The organism is Anaeropeptidivorans aminofermentans, assembly GCF_940670685.1.
Taxonomy (GTDB): Bacteria; Bacillota; Clostridia; order Lachnospirales; family UBA5962; genus Anaeropeptidivorans; species Anaeropeptidivorans aminofermentans.
Window position 1 is genome coordinate 1,091,787 of record NZ_OW711693.1, and the last position, 15,622, is coordinate 1,107,408.

The 15,622-nt window shown below is 39.2% G+C and carries 11 protein-coding genes; 3 read left to right on the forward strand and 8 right to left on the reverse strand.

The annotated features are described in order from the left end of the window. Window positions 1-674 precede the first annotated feature (674 nt). Window positions 675-2,216 (reverse strand): histidine ammonia-lyase, encoded by a 1,542-nt coding sequence (gene hutH, locus NBX03_RS04510; protein ID WP_250229558.1) that lies wholly within the window; start codon window positions 2,214-2,216, stop codon window positions 675-677. Window positions 2,217-3,183: 967 nt separating this feature from the next. On the opposite strand from hutH, the gene NBX03_RS04515 reads away from it, so the two are divergent. The 3 genes from NBX03_RS04515 (at window position 3,184) to NBX03_RS04525 (ending at window position 5,446) form a co-directional block, all read left to right on the forward strand. Then, on the forward strand, window positions 3,184-3,705 hold the full coding sequence (locus NBX03_RS04515) for a metallophosphoesterase (protein ID WP_250229559.1): 522 nt from the start codon (window positions 3,184-3,186) through the stop codon (window positions 3,703-3,705). Window positions 3,706-3,723: 18 nt separating this feature from the next. Further along, on the forward strand, window positions 3,724-4,164 hold the full coding sequence (locus tag NBX03_RS04520; RefSeq protein ID WP_250229560.1) for a GNAT family N-acetyltransferase: 441 nt from the start codon (window positions 3,724-3,726) through the stop codon (window positions 4,162-4,164). Between the two features lie 529 nt (window positions 4,165-4,693). Continuing rightward, complete coding sequence (locus NBX03_RS04525; RefSeq protein WP_250229561.1) at window positions 4,694-5,446, forward strand: class I SAM-dependent methyltransferase; 753 nt, start codon at window positions 4,694-4,696, stop codon at window positions 5,444-5,446. Between the two features lie 303 nt (window positions 5,447-5,749). On the opposite strand, the gene NBX03_RS04530 is transcribed toward NBX03_RS04525, so the two are convergent. From NBX03_RS04530 to pepT, 7 genes are all read right to left on the reverse strand, one after another. Beyond that, entirely contained in the window at window positions 5,750-6,718 is a 969-nt protein-coding gene (locus NBX03_RS04530; protein WP_250229562.1) for an ABC transporter ATP-binding protein, read from the reverse strand. Continuing rightward, on the reverse strand, window positions 6,711-7,694 hold the full coding sequence (locus NBX03_RS04535) for an ABC transporter ATP-binding protein (RefSeq protein ID WP_250229563.1): 984 nt from the start codon (window positions 7,692-7,694) through the stop codon (window positions 6,711-6,713). Before NBX03_RS04535 ends, NBX03_RS04530 begins: the two co-directional genes overlap by 8 nt. A gap of 11 nt (window positions 7,695-7,705) precedes the next feature. Beyond that, window positions 7,706-8,629 (reverse strand): ABC transporter permease, encoded by a 924-nt coding sequence (locus tag NBX03_RS04540; RefSeq protein WP_250229564.1) that lies wholly within the window; start codon window positions 8,627-8,629, stop codon window positions 7,706-7,708. A gap of 15 nt (window positions 8,630-8,644) precedes the next feature. After that, the gene (gene nikB, locus NBX03_RS04545) at window positions 8,645-9,604 is read right to left on the reverse strand and encodes a nickel ABC transporter permease (RefSeq protein ID WP_250229565.1); all 960 of its coding nucleotides are present in this window, start codon (window positions 9,602-9,604) and stop codon (window positions 8,645-8,647) included. Between the two features lie 486 nt (window positions 9,605-10,090). Next, complete coding sequence (locus tag NBX03_RS04550; protein WP_250229566.1) at window positions 10,091-11,788, reverse strand: ABC transporter substrate-binding protein; 1,698 nt, start codon at window positions 11,786-11,788, stop codon at window positions 10,091-10,093. A gap of 775 nt (window positions 11,789-12,563) precedes the next feature. Further along, window positions 12,564-13,799 (reverse strand): tyrosine--tRNA ligase, encoded by a 1,236-nt coding sequence (tyrS, locus tag NBX03_RS04555; protein ID WP_250229567.1) that lies wholly within the window; start codon window positions 13,797-13,799, stop codon window positions 12,564-12,566. Window positions 13,800-14,366: 567 nt separating this feature from the next. Further along, window positions 14,367-15,599 (reverse strand): peptidase T, encoded by a 1,233-nt coding sequence (gene pepT / locus NBX03_RS04560; RefSeq protein WP_250229568.1) that lies wholly within the window; start codon window positions 15,597-15,599, stop codon window positions 14,367-14,369. Window positions 15,600-15,622: the final 23 nt, after the last annotated feature.

Consider the following 15,622-nt stretch of genomic DNA (forward strand, 5'->3'; position numbering starts at 1 on the left):
AGAGCCCCTTCTATTAAGCCATTCAAAATATACGGCTTTTGTTACTGTAATCTAATTGTTTTACTATAACTATAAGGGGATGTTCGCCTGAAAACACTTTTGCAGTTTCCCTGTAAGTGTTTTCAGGTTCACTAAGTATAAATTTGCTTTTCCTTGATTTTATGCCTTCCTTAAAGCCCGTTATGCACTGCGGAAGAAAAGCAAATTCATTGTATAATGTTCCGCAATAACTAAAGGCAATAAACTTTTATCGGTTATTTATATAATTTTGCTTTTGGGTTTGTTGGCTATCGTAGATGAACCTAAAAAGAAACTGAATTTATCATAAGTATTCAGTATAGCCAATCAATTCAATGGATTGGTTGGCCTATAAATAAAGAAAGAAGGCCCCGAAACAATTTGTTTCAGGGCCTCTTCTATTTTAGGTGTATATCGAGCATTCCCTCTATATTTACAGCAAATTTAAAGTTAATAGCAACAAAGCCGTATATTCACGCAAGCTTAAAAATGTACCGTTTCCAAGGGGAATCCATGCTGCTTTTAAGTTTTTTAAATAGGCATTTGTTATAGTAGGTGCACTTTAAAAAGGCTTATTAATTTAATTTTAATTTATTTTACGCCCTTCGGACTGCAGACTATAGTTCATTATGAAATTTACTTTAAGGTATTAATTTTTAAAAATTATATAAACAGCCTACTTCTTTTTCAACGGCAGAAACGATGGTATTATTTTCTATTAATTTAGCTGCTTTTTCAAATTCTTTATACATTATTGTGTCTTTATCAATATAGTCGATATGTTCTCTTATAATGTCGTAGGCGATTTTACTGCCTTTACCCAGAGGCCTTCCTTTGTATTCCTTATTCATATCGATGGCCTGGCATGCGGCAATAAGCTCTATGGCGATAACTCTGCTTACATTAAAGCAAATATCCCTTGCTTTTCTTGCGGCAATTGTACCCATGCTTACATGGTCCTCCTGATTGGCGGAGGAAGGAATGGAATCTACGCTTGCAGGGTGGGCAAGAACTTTATTTTCGCTTACAAGGGCCGCGGCAGAATACTGGGCAATCATAAAGCCGGAATTAAGGCCGCCGTTTTCCGTAAGAAATGCAGGAAGACCGCTTAACTGAGGATTTACAAGCCTTTCTATTCTTCTTTCGGAGATGTTTGCAAGCTCTGAAAGGGCAATTCCCAGGAAATCAAAGGCAAGGGCCATAGGCTGACCGTGGAAATTTCCGCAGGAAATAGCCATATCCTCATCGGCAACGATGATAGGATTATCCGTAACGGAATTAATTTCTATATTTACTTTATCTATTACGTATTTTATTGCGTCTTTGCTTGCGCCGTGAACCTGAGGAGCGCATCGTAAGCTGTAAGCATCCTGAACCCTTACTTTTCCTTGATTTGTTGTATGGGCGCTTCCCGAAAGAATGGAAAGGAAGTTTCTAGCAGTGTCTATCTGCCCCTTATGAGGCCTTACCTCATGGAGAACAGGAAGGAAGGCATCTGTAATGCCGTTTAAAGCTTCTATTGTAAGAGAAGCAGAGATATCGCTTAATTTAACTAAATTGATAGCATCATAAACGGTTAAAACCCCAACTGCCGTCATTACCTGTGTTCCGTTTATGAGGGCAAGGCCTTCTTTTGATGTAAGGGCTACAGGAGTAAGGCCGCATTTTTCCAATGCTTCTTTAGAACTTGTAAGAATGCCGTTATAATAGCATTCTCCTTCGCCTATCAAGGTAAGAACCATATGTGAAAGGGGAGCCAAATCGCCGCTTGCTCCCAAAGAACCTTTTTCGGGTATTGCCGGATATATTCCGCTGTTTAAAAGGGCAACTAAAGCCTCTATCGTTTCAAGGCGAATACCGGAGAAGCCTTTTAAAAGAGCATTTGCACGAAGAAGCATAATGGCTCTTGCAATGTCTTCTGAAAAATGGCTTCCAACACCGCAGGCATGGCTTATAATGAGATTTCTTTGAAGAGTCTTAGATTCTTCCTTGGAAATATTCACGTCGCTGAACTTTCCGAAGCCTGTGGTTATGCCGTAAACAGTGCGCTCGTCTTCTACAAGCTTATCAACGTATTCTCTTGATTTTTTAACATTTTTAATTGCGGATTCTGAAAGCTTAACTTTCGCTTTTTCTCTTGCAACCTTCACAACGTCATAAATAGTCAGGCTATGGCCGTCTATTATAACTTCATGCATAAAAATATCTCCCTCTCTTTAAGGCTTGTCCTAAAAATCATGGATATTCTGAGATTAATTTTTTAGGCTTTGCCGATTAAAATAATATACTGATTAAATATGTAAAACCCATAAGAATAAGTCTTACAGCAACTTGCTTAAATAAGGCAAATATTAAGCGGTTGCCTATATCTGCAAATTACTGTAAGGCGTGTAGGCTTAATTAAATAACGCTTAGGACAAGTTCTTATGTTATTTAATTAAGGTGCTATGAATGGTATACTTTATATTTATCATATTTAATAATTAAAGTCAATAAAGAGGTATAATAGCATTAGACCGATTATGGATTTTACAATGAAAAAAGTCTTTAGAAAAACAAAATTTATACCTTAAAAAGACCAATTTAAGGTGCTTTTTCCGCGGGAACAGATTTTTGCCTTGAATTGAAATATAAGCTATAGTAATATTGTTATAACAATTATTTAGATATAATATGAATAAAATCAAGCTTTGCTTGATTTTATTCACGAATACATTTCACAAAGGGAAATGTATGAGCAAGAACTAAGCTTATGCATCACACAAGTAAAATCAAGCTTTGCTTGATTTTATTCACGAATACATTTCGCGAAGGGGAATGTATGAGTAAAGACTAAGGCTATGCATCACACAAGTAAAATCAAGCTTTGCTTGATTTTATTCACGAATACATTTCACGAAGGGGAATGTATGAGTAAGAACTAAGCTTATGTATCACACAAGTAAAATCAAGCTTTGCTTGATTTTATTCACGAATACATTTCGCAAAGGGAAATGTATGAGCAAGAACTAAGCTTATGCATCACACAAGTAAAATCAAGCTTTGCTTGATTTTATTCACGAATACATTTCACGAAGGAAAATGTATGAGCAAAGACTAAGGCTAAGCCTATGCATGATACAAGTAAGATTAAGGCTATATTTTTTACCAGATAGAGGTGTTTAATTGAGACTGCTGATTTTAAGCGATTCTCATAGACAAATAAGAGAGATGTCTATGATTATTGAAAAGCTTCAAAAAGACTGTGATGCAATACTTCACGCAGGAGATTTTGTAGATGACATATTGGTTTTTCAGGAGCTTTATAAAAATAAGAAATTTTACTATGTAAAAGGAAACTGCGATTTCGGTAACGAAGCAAAAAAAGAATTGATAATTGAAATGGGCGGAGTTCGGATATTTATGACTCATGGCCATGAATACAGCGTAAAATACAATACCGACAGGATTATTTACGCGGCGATGGAAAAGCAGGCAGATGTCTGCATATTTGGCCATACTCATTGCCCCACATGCTTTTATGAAAATGGCATTCTTATAATGAATCCCGGAAGCATTTCCATGCCCAGAGGGTATAAGTATCCTACTTACGGAATAATAAATATAGAGGACAAAACGCCCAGGGGAAGCATTGTTGCCATAGAAGGCAGCATTATAAAGCCTGCAGAAAACATTCAAAGATACTAAATGAAAAGGCATGATAAAATGGAGATAAAAAAATTTGAAGGAAATAAAAAGGACTATATCGATTTGCTTTTACTGGCAGACGAAGAGGAAGCCATGGTAGATAAATATATTAACAAAGGAGATATGTTTATCCTTGATGACGGCGGAGTTAAGGCAGAATGTATTGTAACAGCAGAAGCAGAGGGCGTATACGAAATAAAAAATATTGCAGTATCCCCCGAATTTCAAAAAATGGGCTATGGAAGAAAGCTGATAGAGTTTGTTTTATCTTATTATATGGATTGGAATCAATTCTTGGTCGGAACAGGAGAAAGCCCTAAAACATTAGATTTCTACCGTAGATGCGGTTTCAGGGACGCCTATAGAATAGAGAATTTCTTCACAGACAATTATGAAAAGCCGATATATGAAGACGGTAAACAATTAGTTGATATGATTTATTTAAAAATTGAGAGATAATAGTCTTTTATTTATACTAGAGCGTGTCTGAAAAATTCAAACCCTAGTTTATTTTGCTATCAAAGTGCGGCTTCATCGCCGGAAGTCCTTAAAATATGCCGTACAGGTTTACTCAGGGTAAACCTGTAGCTACACTTTTAGCCCTATGCTAAAAGTGTATGGCATGCTATTTCTGTAGTTTTCTCCTTGGAGTCACGTTTTTTACAAAATATTCGTTGGTTTGGCTGTTTTGAGACACTGCCTAAGCAAATTTTAAAAACAATATAAGTGCAAGCTTGTGAATTGTTTTTAGTTTATTAACGATGAGCCCTATCGGAGGTGAATGCATGATGATGCAGCTCCTTATATTTAAAAACCCCTTGCGGTCAAATTAAGCAGGCCTTAATAAACAGTTGGCGCTAAATATTTATGCCGAAAGATGGCAAGGGGCAGAATAAGCTTGCTTAATATACGATCGCAAGGCCTTCTATAGCATTTTAAATAAAATAAAAAGGAGGCGTATACGGTATTTATCCGTATACAGATTCGTATGAATAAACATGAGCTTATGGAATATTTATTAAAAGAGGAAAAGAAAGCATTTACCGGCTGGGATTTTTCTTATTTAGACGGAAGATATGTAGATACTGAACCCCCATGGAATTATAAAGACATCATTGGAAAATATAATAAACCGAATTATAAGCTTCTTGATATGGGAACAGGGGGCGGAGAATTCATAAGAGAATTAGGCCATCCCTATAGTTTAATATCTGTTACAGAGAGCTATGAGCCCAATTTAACCCTATGCAGAAAGGTTCTTTCACCTCTCGGTATCGACGTAAGAAAAACAGGGGAAGAAGAAAAGCTTCCCTTTGATGATGAGAGCTTTGATATTGTCATTAACAGGCATGAATCCTTTGCTATGGACGAGGTTAGAAGAGTCCTTAAAAAGCAAGGCTATTTTATAACCCAGCAGGTAGGAGGAAAGAACAATACAGCCCTTTCCAAAAGGCTTATTGAGGATTTTAAGGAGCCTTTCCCAGACCATGACCTGAAGCATAATATAGAATTAATAGAAAAATCGGGATTTACAATTTTAGAATCGGGAGAAAGCTTTCTTCCTTCCTATTTTCATGATATAGGCGCTGTTGTGTATTTGGCTAAAATACTTGTGTGGGAGTTTCCCAGATTTTCCGTATCAAAATGCTTTGATAAGCTCTGGCATATGGAGGAGGAGCTTTCTGAAAAGGGTTTTATTGAAGCGATGGAACATCGGTTTTATATTGCAGCCATGAAATAATAAATAAAGCTAAATTTTTATACATAAAAGGCCTGATACAGTCAGTCACTGACTGTATCAGGCCTTTTAAAGCACTTTATAGTAAATTTAAAGCAAAATAGGAGCAAAACCGTATATTCGTGCAGGCTCAAAAATATACCGTTTCCGAAGGAAAATCTGTGTTTTTGAGCCTGCCGGGAATAGGCTTTTGCTACTTCCTCATAATAAATTTACTATAAAATATAGTCTTGCCTGCGGCAATCTGTGTTTTTGAATCTATAGTGAATCGGTTTCATTATTTCTTTATAAGAAATTTACTATACATTATAAATGGCAGGCAACCCAATGATTCGGTGCTTTTTCTACAAGAGGCGGCTCTGCCTCCGAGCATATGCTTGCGGCATAAGGGCATCTCGTATGGAAACGGCAGCCCTTTGGGATATTAGAGGCACTTGGAACTTCCCCTTTCAGAATGATTCTTTCCCTTTGCTTTCTTCCTGCAAGGATAGGGATTGCCGAAAGGAGGGCTTGGGTGTAAGGGTGCTGGGGATGGCTGAAAAGCTCCTCATTATCTGCAAGCTCAACGATTTTACCAAGATACATCACAACGACTCTGTCGGATATGTATTCAACCACATTAAGGGCGTGGGAAATGAATAAATAAGTCATATTATTGTATTGTTCCTTTAAGTCCATCAAAAGATTAATGATTTGAGACTGTATGGAAACATCGAGGGCGGATACGGCCTCGTCGCAGACAAGAAATTCAGGCTTTAAGGCGATGGCCTTGGCGATGGCAACCCTTTGCCGCTGCCCGCCGGAAAATTCATGGGGGTATCTTTGGGCATAGACTGGGCTTAATCCTACTTGGCTTAAAATGGTGCTTGTATGTTCAAGGGCCTCGGCTTTTGTCATTCCCATCTGAACCGTTAAAACCTCGCCCAAAAGTCTTTTTATAGTATGCCTTGGATTAAGGGAAGAGTAGGGGTCCTGGAAAATAATCTGTATTTGTTTTCTGAGCTTTCGAAGCTCTTCCCCTTCGGTCTTTAAGATATCCTTTTCACTGTTCAGAAGAATTTGGCCGGAGGTTGGGCTGTTAAGCCGTACAATGGACCTTCCTATGGTGGTTTTTCCGCAGCCGGATTCTCCTACAAGGCCGACGGTTTCACCTCTTTTGATGTCTATACTTACGCCGTCAACCGCTTTAATGTGGCCTACAGTTCTTTGCATTATCCCGGCTTTAATTGGAAAGTATACCTTTAAGTTTTCTATTTTAAGTATGGAATCATTCATGGCCATTCCCCCTTAAAAAACAGCTTACTTTTCTGCTGCCGTTTACGTATTGTTCCGGCTCTTTCTGCCTGCATATATCCATAGCGTAGGGACATCTTGGTGAAAATCTGCACCCCTTAGGAAAATTCAGCGGGTTTGGAACAGTTCCCACAATGGCTTCAAGGCGGCCGCCTCTTGTGACCTTAATCCCCGGTATGGAAAGGATAAGGAGTTTCGTATAGGGGTGCCACGGGTCTGTGAAAATATCGTTTAGATTGCCTTCTTCTATAATTTTACCGGCGTACATAACGGCCACTCTATCGGCTATTTGGGAAACTACGCCGAAGTCATGGGTAATCATCAAAATGGACATTTTCATATCCTTTTGAAGGGATCTTAAAAGGTCAAGGATTTGGGCCTGAATGGTTACGTCAAGGGCCGTCGTAGGCTCATCGGCGATAAGCATTTGAGGATTTGCCGCAAGAGAAATGGCAATCATGACCCTTTGCCTCAGTCCTCCTGAAAGCTGATGAGGATATACTTTTAAACGCTCTGCGGGATTGGGTATGCCTACTTTTTTAAGTATTTCTATGGAAAGCTCCTTTACCTGCTCCTTTGTAAGAGAAGGATTATGAAGGGTGAAAACCTCGCCTAATTGGCGTTCTATTTTATATACAGGGTTCAGAGAAGTCATAGGCTCTTGAAAAATCATCGATATTTTAGAGCCTCTGATGCTTCTGGCTTCCGATTTTGAAAGCTCTTTTATTTCCTTTCCGTCGAGCATGAATAAATCTGCATTAATATCTGCCGTATCCGGTAAAAGCCTGATAAGGGAGAGGGAGGTTACGGTTTTTCCGCAGCCTGATTCTCCTACTAAAGCAAGGGTTTCGCCCTTTTTTATTGAGAAGGAAACGCCGTCTACGGATTTTACAACGCCCTCAGGTGTATTAAAATAGGTACGAAGGTTTTCCACCTCAAGATAATTTTCGTTTATCATAATTTATGCACCTACTTTCTCATTTTAGGGTCGAAGGCGTCTCTTAAACCGTCTCCGATCCAGTTCATGGCAAGAACCGTAGCGGAAATGGCAAGGCCCGGTATGGTCGTAAGATAGGACGCTTTTTGGAGATAATTTCTTCCCTGGCTAAGCATAAGACCCCAGTCGGGAGCGGCAGCGTCTGCACCAAGGCCTAAATAGCTCAAGCTGGACGCCGATAATATTGCTCCGCCTATAGCGAGGGTTCCCTGAATAATCAAAGGGCCCATGCAGTTTGGCAGCACATGGAGAAATATAATTCTGAAATTCTTAAATCCTGCGACCTTTGCCGATTCTACATATTCCGTTTCCTTAACCGCAAGCACCTGCCCCCTTGTGAGTCTTGCAAATTTAGGCCAGCCTACAATGGCCAGAGAAATAATAACGTTTCGCTGGCTGGAGCCTAGAACCGACATAATGGCAATGGCAACAATCAGAAAAGGAAAAGAAAGCATAATATCCGTAAACCTCATAAGGATACTTTCAACAATGCCGCCGAAAAATCCGCTGAAAAGCCCTATGGCAACCCCGATACAGGCGGAAAACAAAGCGACTGACATGCCTGTAAGAACAGAGTTTCTTCCGCCGTATAGAAGCCTTGACCAAATATCACGGCCTAAATCGTCGGTTCCTAAGGGGTGGCCGGGGGTTCCGGGGGGAAGAAGCATATCAACAAGATTCATATCCGTAACAGGGTGATAAGGAGTAAAAAGAGGAGCAAATACACAAAGCACAACGATAATCGTCATGGCTATAAAGCCTACAATGGCTATTTTATTTTTTCTGAAACGCCTTAAAACATCTGCCATATAAGTGGTGGCGGGAAGCGCTTCTATTCCGATTTCAGCCTGAGGCTCATTTGATACAGCTGTTTTAAGATTGTTATTATCATTCATATCCATGGCCTCCTTCTATTTTTTATCAAGACGTATCCGAGGATCTACATAGGCGTATATAATGTCTACTAAAAGGTTGATTGCAAGATAGCTTATGCAGATGCAAAGGGTTATGCCTTGTATCATGGGATAATCTCTTTTGGAAATGGAATTTACCGCAAGCCTTCCGACCCCGGGCCATGAGAATATAGATTCCGTAACTACCGCACCGCCCAGAAGAGCGCCGATTTCTCCGCCTATGATGGTTATAACCGGGATCATGGAGTTTTTAAAAGCATGCCGGAAGATTACTATTTTTTCTCTGAGGCCTTTGCTTCTGGCATATCTTACATAATCCTGATTTAATACATCAAGCATACTTGAACGTATCATTCTCGTTTGGGTTGCGGCCATTCCCAGGGCAAGAGAGGAGGCAGGCATTATGATAAACTTAAGAAAGGGAACGATTCCCTGAGAAATATCTGCATATCCCGTGCTTGGCAGCCACCCCAGTTTAAGGGAAAACAAGATAATAAGCACAAGGCCGAACCAAAACCGAGGTAAAGATACGCCTACGGTTGCAAGAGCAGTCGCCATAGAGTCCCAAATGCTGTTATGCTTTATTGCCGCAAGGACGCCTAAAGGCACCGATATAATAAGGGCCAAGGCCATGGAAAAGGCCGTAAGAATTAATGTTGCCGGCATACGGATCATGACGCTTTCAAAAACCGGCTGCCCCGTAATATAAGAAAAGCCTAAATCTCCCCTTACTGCCTTTGCTACAAAATCAACGTATCTTATAATAAAAGGCTTATCAAGCCCCCATTCCTTTTCGATAATTACCCTTTGTTCTTCGGAAATACGCTGGTCTTCTGTTCCGAGAATCATTTCCACAGGGTCTCCCGGGGTTATGTAAAGGAGAGAAAATACTAAAAAAGATATAACAAGCAAGGTTGGTATCGCCTGCAAGAGCCTTCTGATAATGTATGTTTTCATAAAGACGCTCCTTTTTTAAAGCTAATTTATATAATCAATTTACCTTTATGGCTTTGTAAGTATTTGGTTTTAGAGGGCATAAAATGAGAAAAAAGCAAATTGACAATGCGGCTATAGTTATTAAACTTGAAAACTACTTTTTGTTTTTAGGTTTAATAAGTTTTCCTTTAGTTTATAGTAAATAAACTTAGTGTTTCTTCAAGCTTATTTACTATAGTTCATATGAATTCAGATATAATGTAAAATACGGGCCTCTAAGTGAGCATATTCCTTAGAGGCCCTCTTAAAAATACAATGAATGAATGTGAGTTCAGGGGAATTAAAATTCCCATTAAGCTTATAAAACTATTCGTACAAATTTGCAGAAAAATACTGCAATGCGTACCCTTAAAGGTGTACTTAAGGTTTTATACTCATAATGTGAAAAGCCTTCTGGGCCTTCCCTTGGTTCACCAAAGGGTTCGATAAAGTCAAACTCACATTAAATTAATCGGCTATGCCTACGTTTCTTTCTTCGCTGCAAAGAGCGTTATAAACGGTGGCATAATCAAAATCTGTCACTCTGTTGTTATAGCCTACCTGAGCATATTCAAAATATCCGCCTAAATGGGCATTTTCAGAAACGAATATTGCGCTTGCATCATAAATAAGCTTTACGCGGTCATCATAATCTATAGTTTTGTAAGCATCTTCAAGAAGACGGTCGACTTCATCGCTTGCATATTTGCAGTTAGGGCTGAAATTGCTTTCATCAGAGTGCATTAAACGGTAAGGGCCGTCAAGGTTTCCATATCCGCCGAGAATATACATTTCCACATTTCCATATTTAATGTCGTCGGTGTGGGTTCCCCATTCAACAGTCTGGGCGGTGCATTCTATGCCTATGGCCTGAAGCTGAGAAGAGACGATGACTGCTAATTTCTCACGGTTTGCATCGTTATTTCCCACTTGGAGCTTAAAGCTGAAACGCTGGCCGTCTTTTGCGTAAATGCCGTCGGAGCCTTTCGCCCAGCCTTTGGATTCAAGAATTTTTTGTGCTTCTTCGGGATTATACGATGGGGTAAGCCCCTTCCAGCCTTCCTGATTGGAGCCGGGGCGTTCAGGAGATATAGGACCATAAGCTCTTACGGCAAGGTCTATATTTGCGTCATTTGCGAATATGGCTTTCACGGCTCCGTCTATATCTACAGCCATTGTAAGAGCTTTTCTTATTTCAGGGTCTGTAAATAAGGGGTGTCCGCAGTTAAAGCCAATCCATCTTAAAGAACCTATGCCGGAGTCGGTGATGGTTAAATAATCTTTGCTTGCTATTGCGCCAACTTCTGTGGGAAGAACTGCCAAAGCAATGTCTATTTCCTTATTTTGAAGAGCGATGGCGGAAACAGATTTATCGGTTATAATTTTGTATGTAATTTTATCAAGAGCGGGCTCTTTCCAGTAATCTTCGTTCTTTTCAAGAATCACATGGGAATCTATCACATGCTCAACAAATTTATAGGCTCCTGAGCCAACGGGAAAAGCGTGGAAATCCCAGCCTTCTTCAACGCCCTTTTTAGGAATGATGTAGTTTTGATACATCTTATATTCGAAAAGAACATCAATATCATTTGTTACAAACTGAATTGTAAAATCATCTATTACGTCTATGCTTTTGATACTTTCTATAAGGTTTGAATACCGCACAGAGCCGGTTTCGGGAAGAAGATAATATTCATAAGAGTATTTTACGTCTTCTGCCGTAACCTGAACCTTTTCATCGCCGAAAAGGCCGTTCCCGGTCTGCCAGTAAACATCGTCCCTAAGCTTTATTGTCCATGTAACGCCGTCTTCTGCGCATTCCCAGCTTTTTGCAAGGCTCGGAGTGAATTTAGACTCTTTATTCATCTCCACAAGGGTATGATAGATTTGCCTTATAACATAGCCGTCGCCGTCTGATGTGGTTTTCCAAGGCACTAAAGTTGTAATGGGCATATAAGTACCGATTATCAGCTCTTTGGGCTCATTCTTTACTTCCGTTGGGCTTTCTGATGCCTTTTTTTCTTCGGAAGGTTTTTCAGAAGATACTGCTTCCTTCGGCTGGCCGCTGGAATCTGGGCTTTGTGCCGTTTTATTCCCGCAGGCCCCAAGGATAAAAACCAAGGCCATGAGTATTGACAGTGACGTCAATAATTTTCTTTTTTTCATACGGATCCCCCTTTTTGTAAAATTAATGAATTTTTTCCGGTAGTCCGAAGCCGGAATACCATAAATCCTCATACCAAAGATTTTGATACGAAAATAATTACGTTTGAAAATATTCCTAAGGAATGAATTATCAGTATAGTCTATTGCGAATATAGCTAGTTTATGAAATATAATTATGCAGTTTTTAAATAACAAAATTAATTTATATATTTAGTTTTTGGATAATCATAATGGAAATGACGGTTATTTAAGCCCTGAATGTGATAGGAGAAGATGTTTAGAATAATAGCCGTGATTTGTAAATAATCTACATGTAAAGGATTTAAAATGAAAGGATAATAGTGCAATATAATATTTAGAAGTTGAAATTAATGCAAATATATATAGATATATTGAAGAGTATTACTGCAAGATGCCGAAAGGTCTGAGAAAGGGATTTTTAATACAAAATAGCATTATGATTAATTTATAAATAAATATTAAAAGATATGATGGGAAATTTATAAAAAAAATATGTATATTTTTTTTTGCTTTTTATGAGGGCGTGGTCACATCAAATAAATGTGCAGATAAAAGAGATGCTATTTAGCCAGCCATGGAATTAGTTATTATAATAACTAAACTACGGGGCGATGGCGCATTTACTATAAGCAGTATGTCTAATTAAGAGACGCTCACAAAGAGTGATATAATTGCAGCCTTTATATTAATGGGAACACTCCCTAAGGGCATAAAAAAACAGAGCGGATTTCCGCTCTGTTTTAAGCTTTTAATTTTAGCCGTTTAAAGTTACTTTATGGAATACTTTTTTGCCTTTTTGAATCATAAGCTCTCCGTCTTTAAAATCATCGGCAGTTATGACTTTATCAAAGGCTTCAACCTTCTCGTCATTTACTTTTATTCCGCCTTGGGTTATAAGCCTTCTGCCTTCTCCTCTTGAGGGGATAAGGGAAGCCTTTTCCAAAAGCTCTATGATAGAGATGCCTTTTTCTATATCTGATTTTTCAATTTCCGTAGCAGGGATGCTTCCGCCGTGAGCGCCTCCTGCAAATAAAGCTCTTGCAGCTTCCAAAGCTTTCTTTGCTTCTTCTTCACCGTGAACATTCTTTGTGATTTCGTATGCCAATGCTTCTTTGGCGATGTTAATATCTTTATCTTGAAGGCTTCCAAGGCGTCTTACTTCTTCCATAGGAAGGAATGTTAAAAGACCGAGGCATTTTTCAACGCTTGCGTCCTCAACATTTCTCCAGTATTGGAAAAATTCGTATGGTGTAGTTTTTTCAGGGTCAAGCCAAACGGCGCCCCTTTGGGTTTTGCCCATTTTCTTATTGTCGCTTGTTGTAAGCAAGGTAAAGGTTAAGCCGTAAGCGTCCTGATTTTCTACTTTCCTTATAAGCTCAACACCGCCGATGATATTGGACCATTGGTCGTTTCCGCCAAGCTGCATTTTACAGCCGTATCTTCTGTAAAGCTCTAAAAAGTCGTAGGACTGCATGAGCATGTAATTAAATTCAAAGAAGGACAGGCCTTTTTCAAATCTTGTACGGTAGGAATCTGCCGTAAGCATTCTGTTAACTGAAAAATGAACACCGTAATCCCTTATAAAGTCAACGTATTTAAGGTTTAAAAGCCAGTCGGCATTATTTGCCATAATGGCCTTGTCGTCTTCAAAGTCTATGAATTTTGAAAGCTGCTTTTTGAAGCAGTCTACATTATGCTGTACTTCCTCCGCAGTCATCATTTTTCTCATATCTGTACGGTCCGTAGGGTCACCGACCATTCCCGTGCCGCCGCCTACAAGAATGATGGGTCTGTGGCCGGCTTTCTGCATATGGCTCATTGCCATAACCGTTAAAAAGTGACCTACGTGAAGGCTGTCTGCGGTGGGGTCAAAGCCTATATAAAAAGTAACGCGCTCCTTTGAAAGAAGCTCTTTTATTTCCGCTTCATGGGTAGCCTGGGCTATAAAGCCGCGTTCCTGTAAAATGTCGAATGCATTTTTATTATCCATAGAATCCTCCTTTTATATTTTTATAAACTGTATATAGTAAATTTAAAGTTAAACAGCAGCAAAGCCGTATATTCACGAAGGCTCAAAAGTGTACCGTTTCCGAAGGAAATCCGTGTTTTTGAGCCTTAAGGGAATAGGCTTTTGCTACTTCTTTATGATAAATTTACTATAATTTAAAATTTCAGAAATAAAACCAAATAAAAAACGCCCACCCCTATAAGGGTGAGCGCTGCTCACGGTACCACCTTACTTTGCGAAAAAAATCGCCTCTGGGCCGCTGTAACGTGCGGAACACGTGGAAATCCATGCTCAAAATGCGTATATAGCAGCATGTTCTGCAAACCTTTCACCCTCCGGCCTGCTCTCTATATTGTAACCATACAGCCTTTTACATTTTTCTTCGCTTTATCAGATATTTTAATATAATATCAGAGCTTTTTAATTTTGTCAAACAGGATTATTTTTAAATGAGATTTATTTTATAACAGCAATAAATTCTTTCTATAATATATGCCGTAATTAAAGCTTACGGTCATATTTTACCCTGATTTTAAAATAAAACACGCATTAATTTGTTTTTTCAACAAGCTCAATGATTTTAACAATAGTTTCGCTTGCTTTTATCATGGACTGAATGCAAACATATTCATAAGGGCCATGGAAATTATGCCCGCCGGTGAATATATTAGGACAAGGCGTTCCCATGAAGGAAAGCTTGCTTCCGTCTGTACCGCCTCTGATGGGGACTACATTGGGCGTTACGCCTACTTCTTTCATGGCCTTTTGAGCAAGCTCAAGAACTTCGGGTTTATCTTTCAGAACTTCAAGCATGTTATAATATTGGTCCTGCATAACCATTTTAAATGCGCCGTCATACTTTTGGTTGAATTCGGCTACTTTGTTTGTCAGGTATTGCTTTCTTTCCTCAAATTTAGCCTTGTCAAAATCTCTTATCATATAGTCTAAAACGGCCTTTTCACAGGACATGCTTCCTCCGTTAATATGGTAATAGCCCTGATAGCCTTCTGTTGTTGCAGGAGTTTCATTTTCAGGAAAGCTTTGGATAAATTCTGCCGCAAGAAGCCCTGCGTTAACCATAAGGCCTTTTGCGCTGCCTGGGTGAACGCTTTTGCCTGTGATTGTGATTTTTGCTTTAGCAGCGTTAAATGTTTCGTAAGTAAATTCTCCAAGTTCTCCGCCGTCTATGGTATAGGCGAAATCTGCCGCAAAGTCTTTGGCGTCAAAATGGTCCATGCCTGTTCCGATTTCTTCGTCTTGATTGAAGGCCACTCTTACATCGCCATGCTTAATTTCAGGATTATTCACTAAATATACAAGGGCCGCTAAGATTTCCGCAATGCCTGCTTTATCGTCGGCGCCTAAGAGGGTTGTGCCGTCGGTTGTTATAAGGTCTTGCCCTATATATTTATTCAAGCTTACAAATTCCTTTGGAGAAAGAATGAGGCTATCTCCAAGCTTAATGTCTTTTCCGTCGTAATTTTCTATGATCTGAGGCTTAATGTTTTCGCCGGAAGCTGCATTAACCGTATCATGATGAGCCATAAAGCCTACTGTCGGAACCTTTCTGTCAATATTTGAAGGAAGGGTAAGAGTTACATAACCTGCATCGTGCACCTTTACATCTGAAAGGCCCAGGTTTTTACAGTCCTCAGCAAGTATTTTTGCAAAATCCATTTGCCTTTGAGTAGAAGGAACTGTTTTAGATTCAGGATCCGATGTTGTGTCGTAGGAAACAAATTTTAAAAACAAATCAACTAACAGCTTTCTGTCAATATTCATTATTTACCTCCTCAATATTTTGC

Coding starts and splice junctions, on each gene's coding strand:
- tyrS (WP_250229567.1), bottom strand. CDS start 13,799: ATGGATAATAAAAATGCATTCGACATTTTACAGGAACGCGGCTTTATA.
- NBX03_RS04550 (WP_250229566.1), bottom strand. CDS start 11,788: ATGAAAAAAAGAAAATTATTGACGTCACTGTCAATACTCATGGCCTTG.
- nikB (WP_250229565.1), bottom strand. CDS start 9,604: ATGAAAACATACATTATCAGAAGGCTCTTGCAGGCGATACCAACCTTG.
- NBX03_RS04535 (WP_250229563.1), bottom strand. CDS start 7,694: ATGATAAACGAAAATTATCTTGAGGTGGAAAACCTTCGTACCTATTTT.
- NBX03_RS04540 (WP_250229564.1), bottom strand. CDS start 8,629: ATGAATGATAATAACAATCTTAAAACAGCTGTATCAAATGAGCCTCAG.
- NBX03_RS04530 (WP_250229562.1), bottom strand. CDS start 6,718: ATGAATGATTCCATACTTAAAATAGAAAACTTAAAGGTATACTTTCCA.
- NBX03_RS04520 (WP_250229560.1), top strand. CDS start 3,724: ATGGAGATAAAAAAATTTGAAGGAAATAAAAAGGACTATATCGATTTG.
- pepT (WP_250229568.1), bottom strand. CDS start 15,599: ATGAATATTGACAGAAAGCTGTTAGTTGATTTGTTTTTAAAATTTGTT.
- hutH (WP_250229558.1), bottom strand. CDS start 2,216: ATGCATGAAGTTATAATAGACGGCCATAGCCTGACTATTTATGACGTT.
- NBX03_RS04525 (WP_250229561.1), top strand. CDS start 4,694: ATGAATAAACATGAGCTTATGGAATATTTATTAAAAGAGGAAAAGAAA.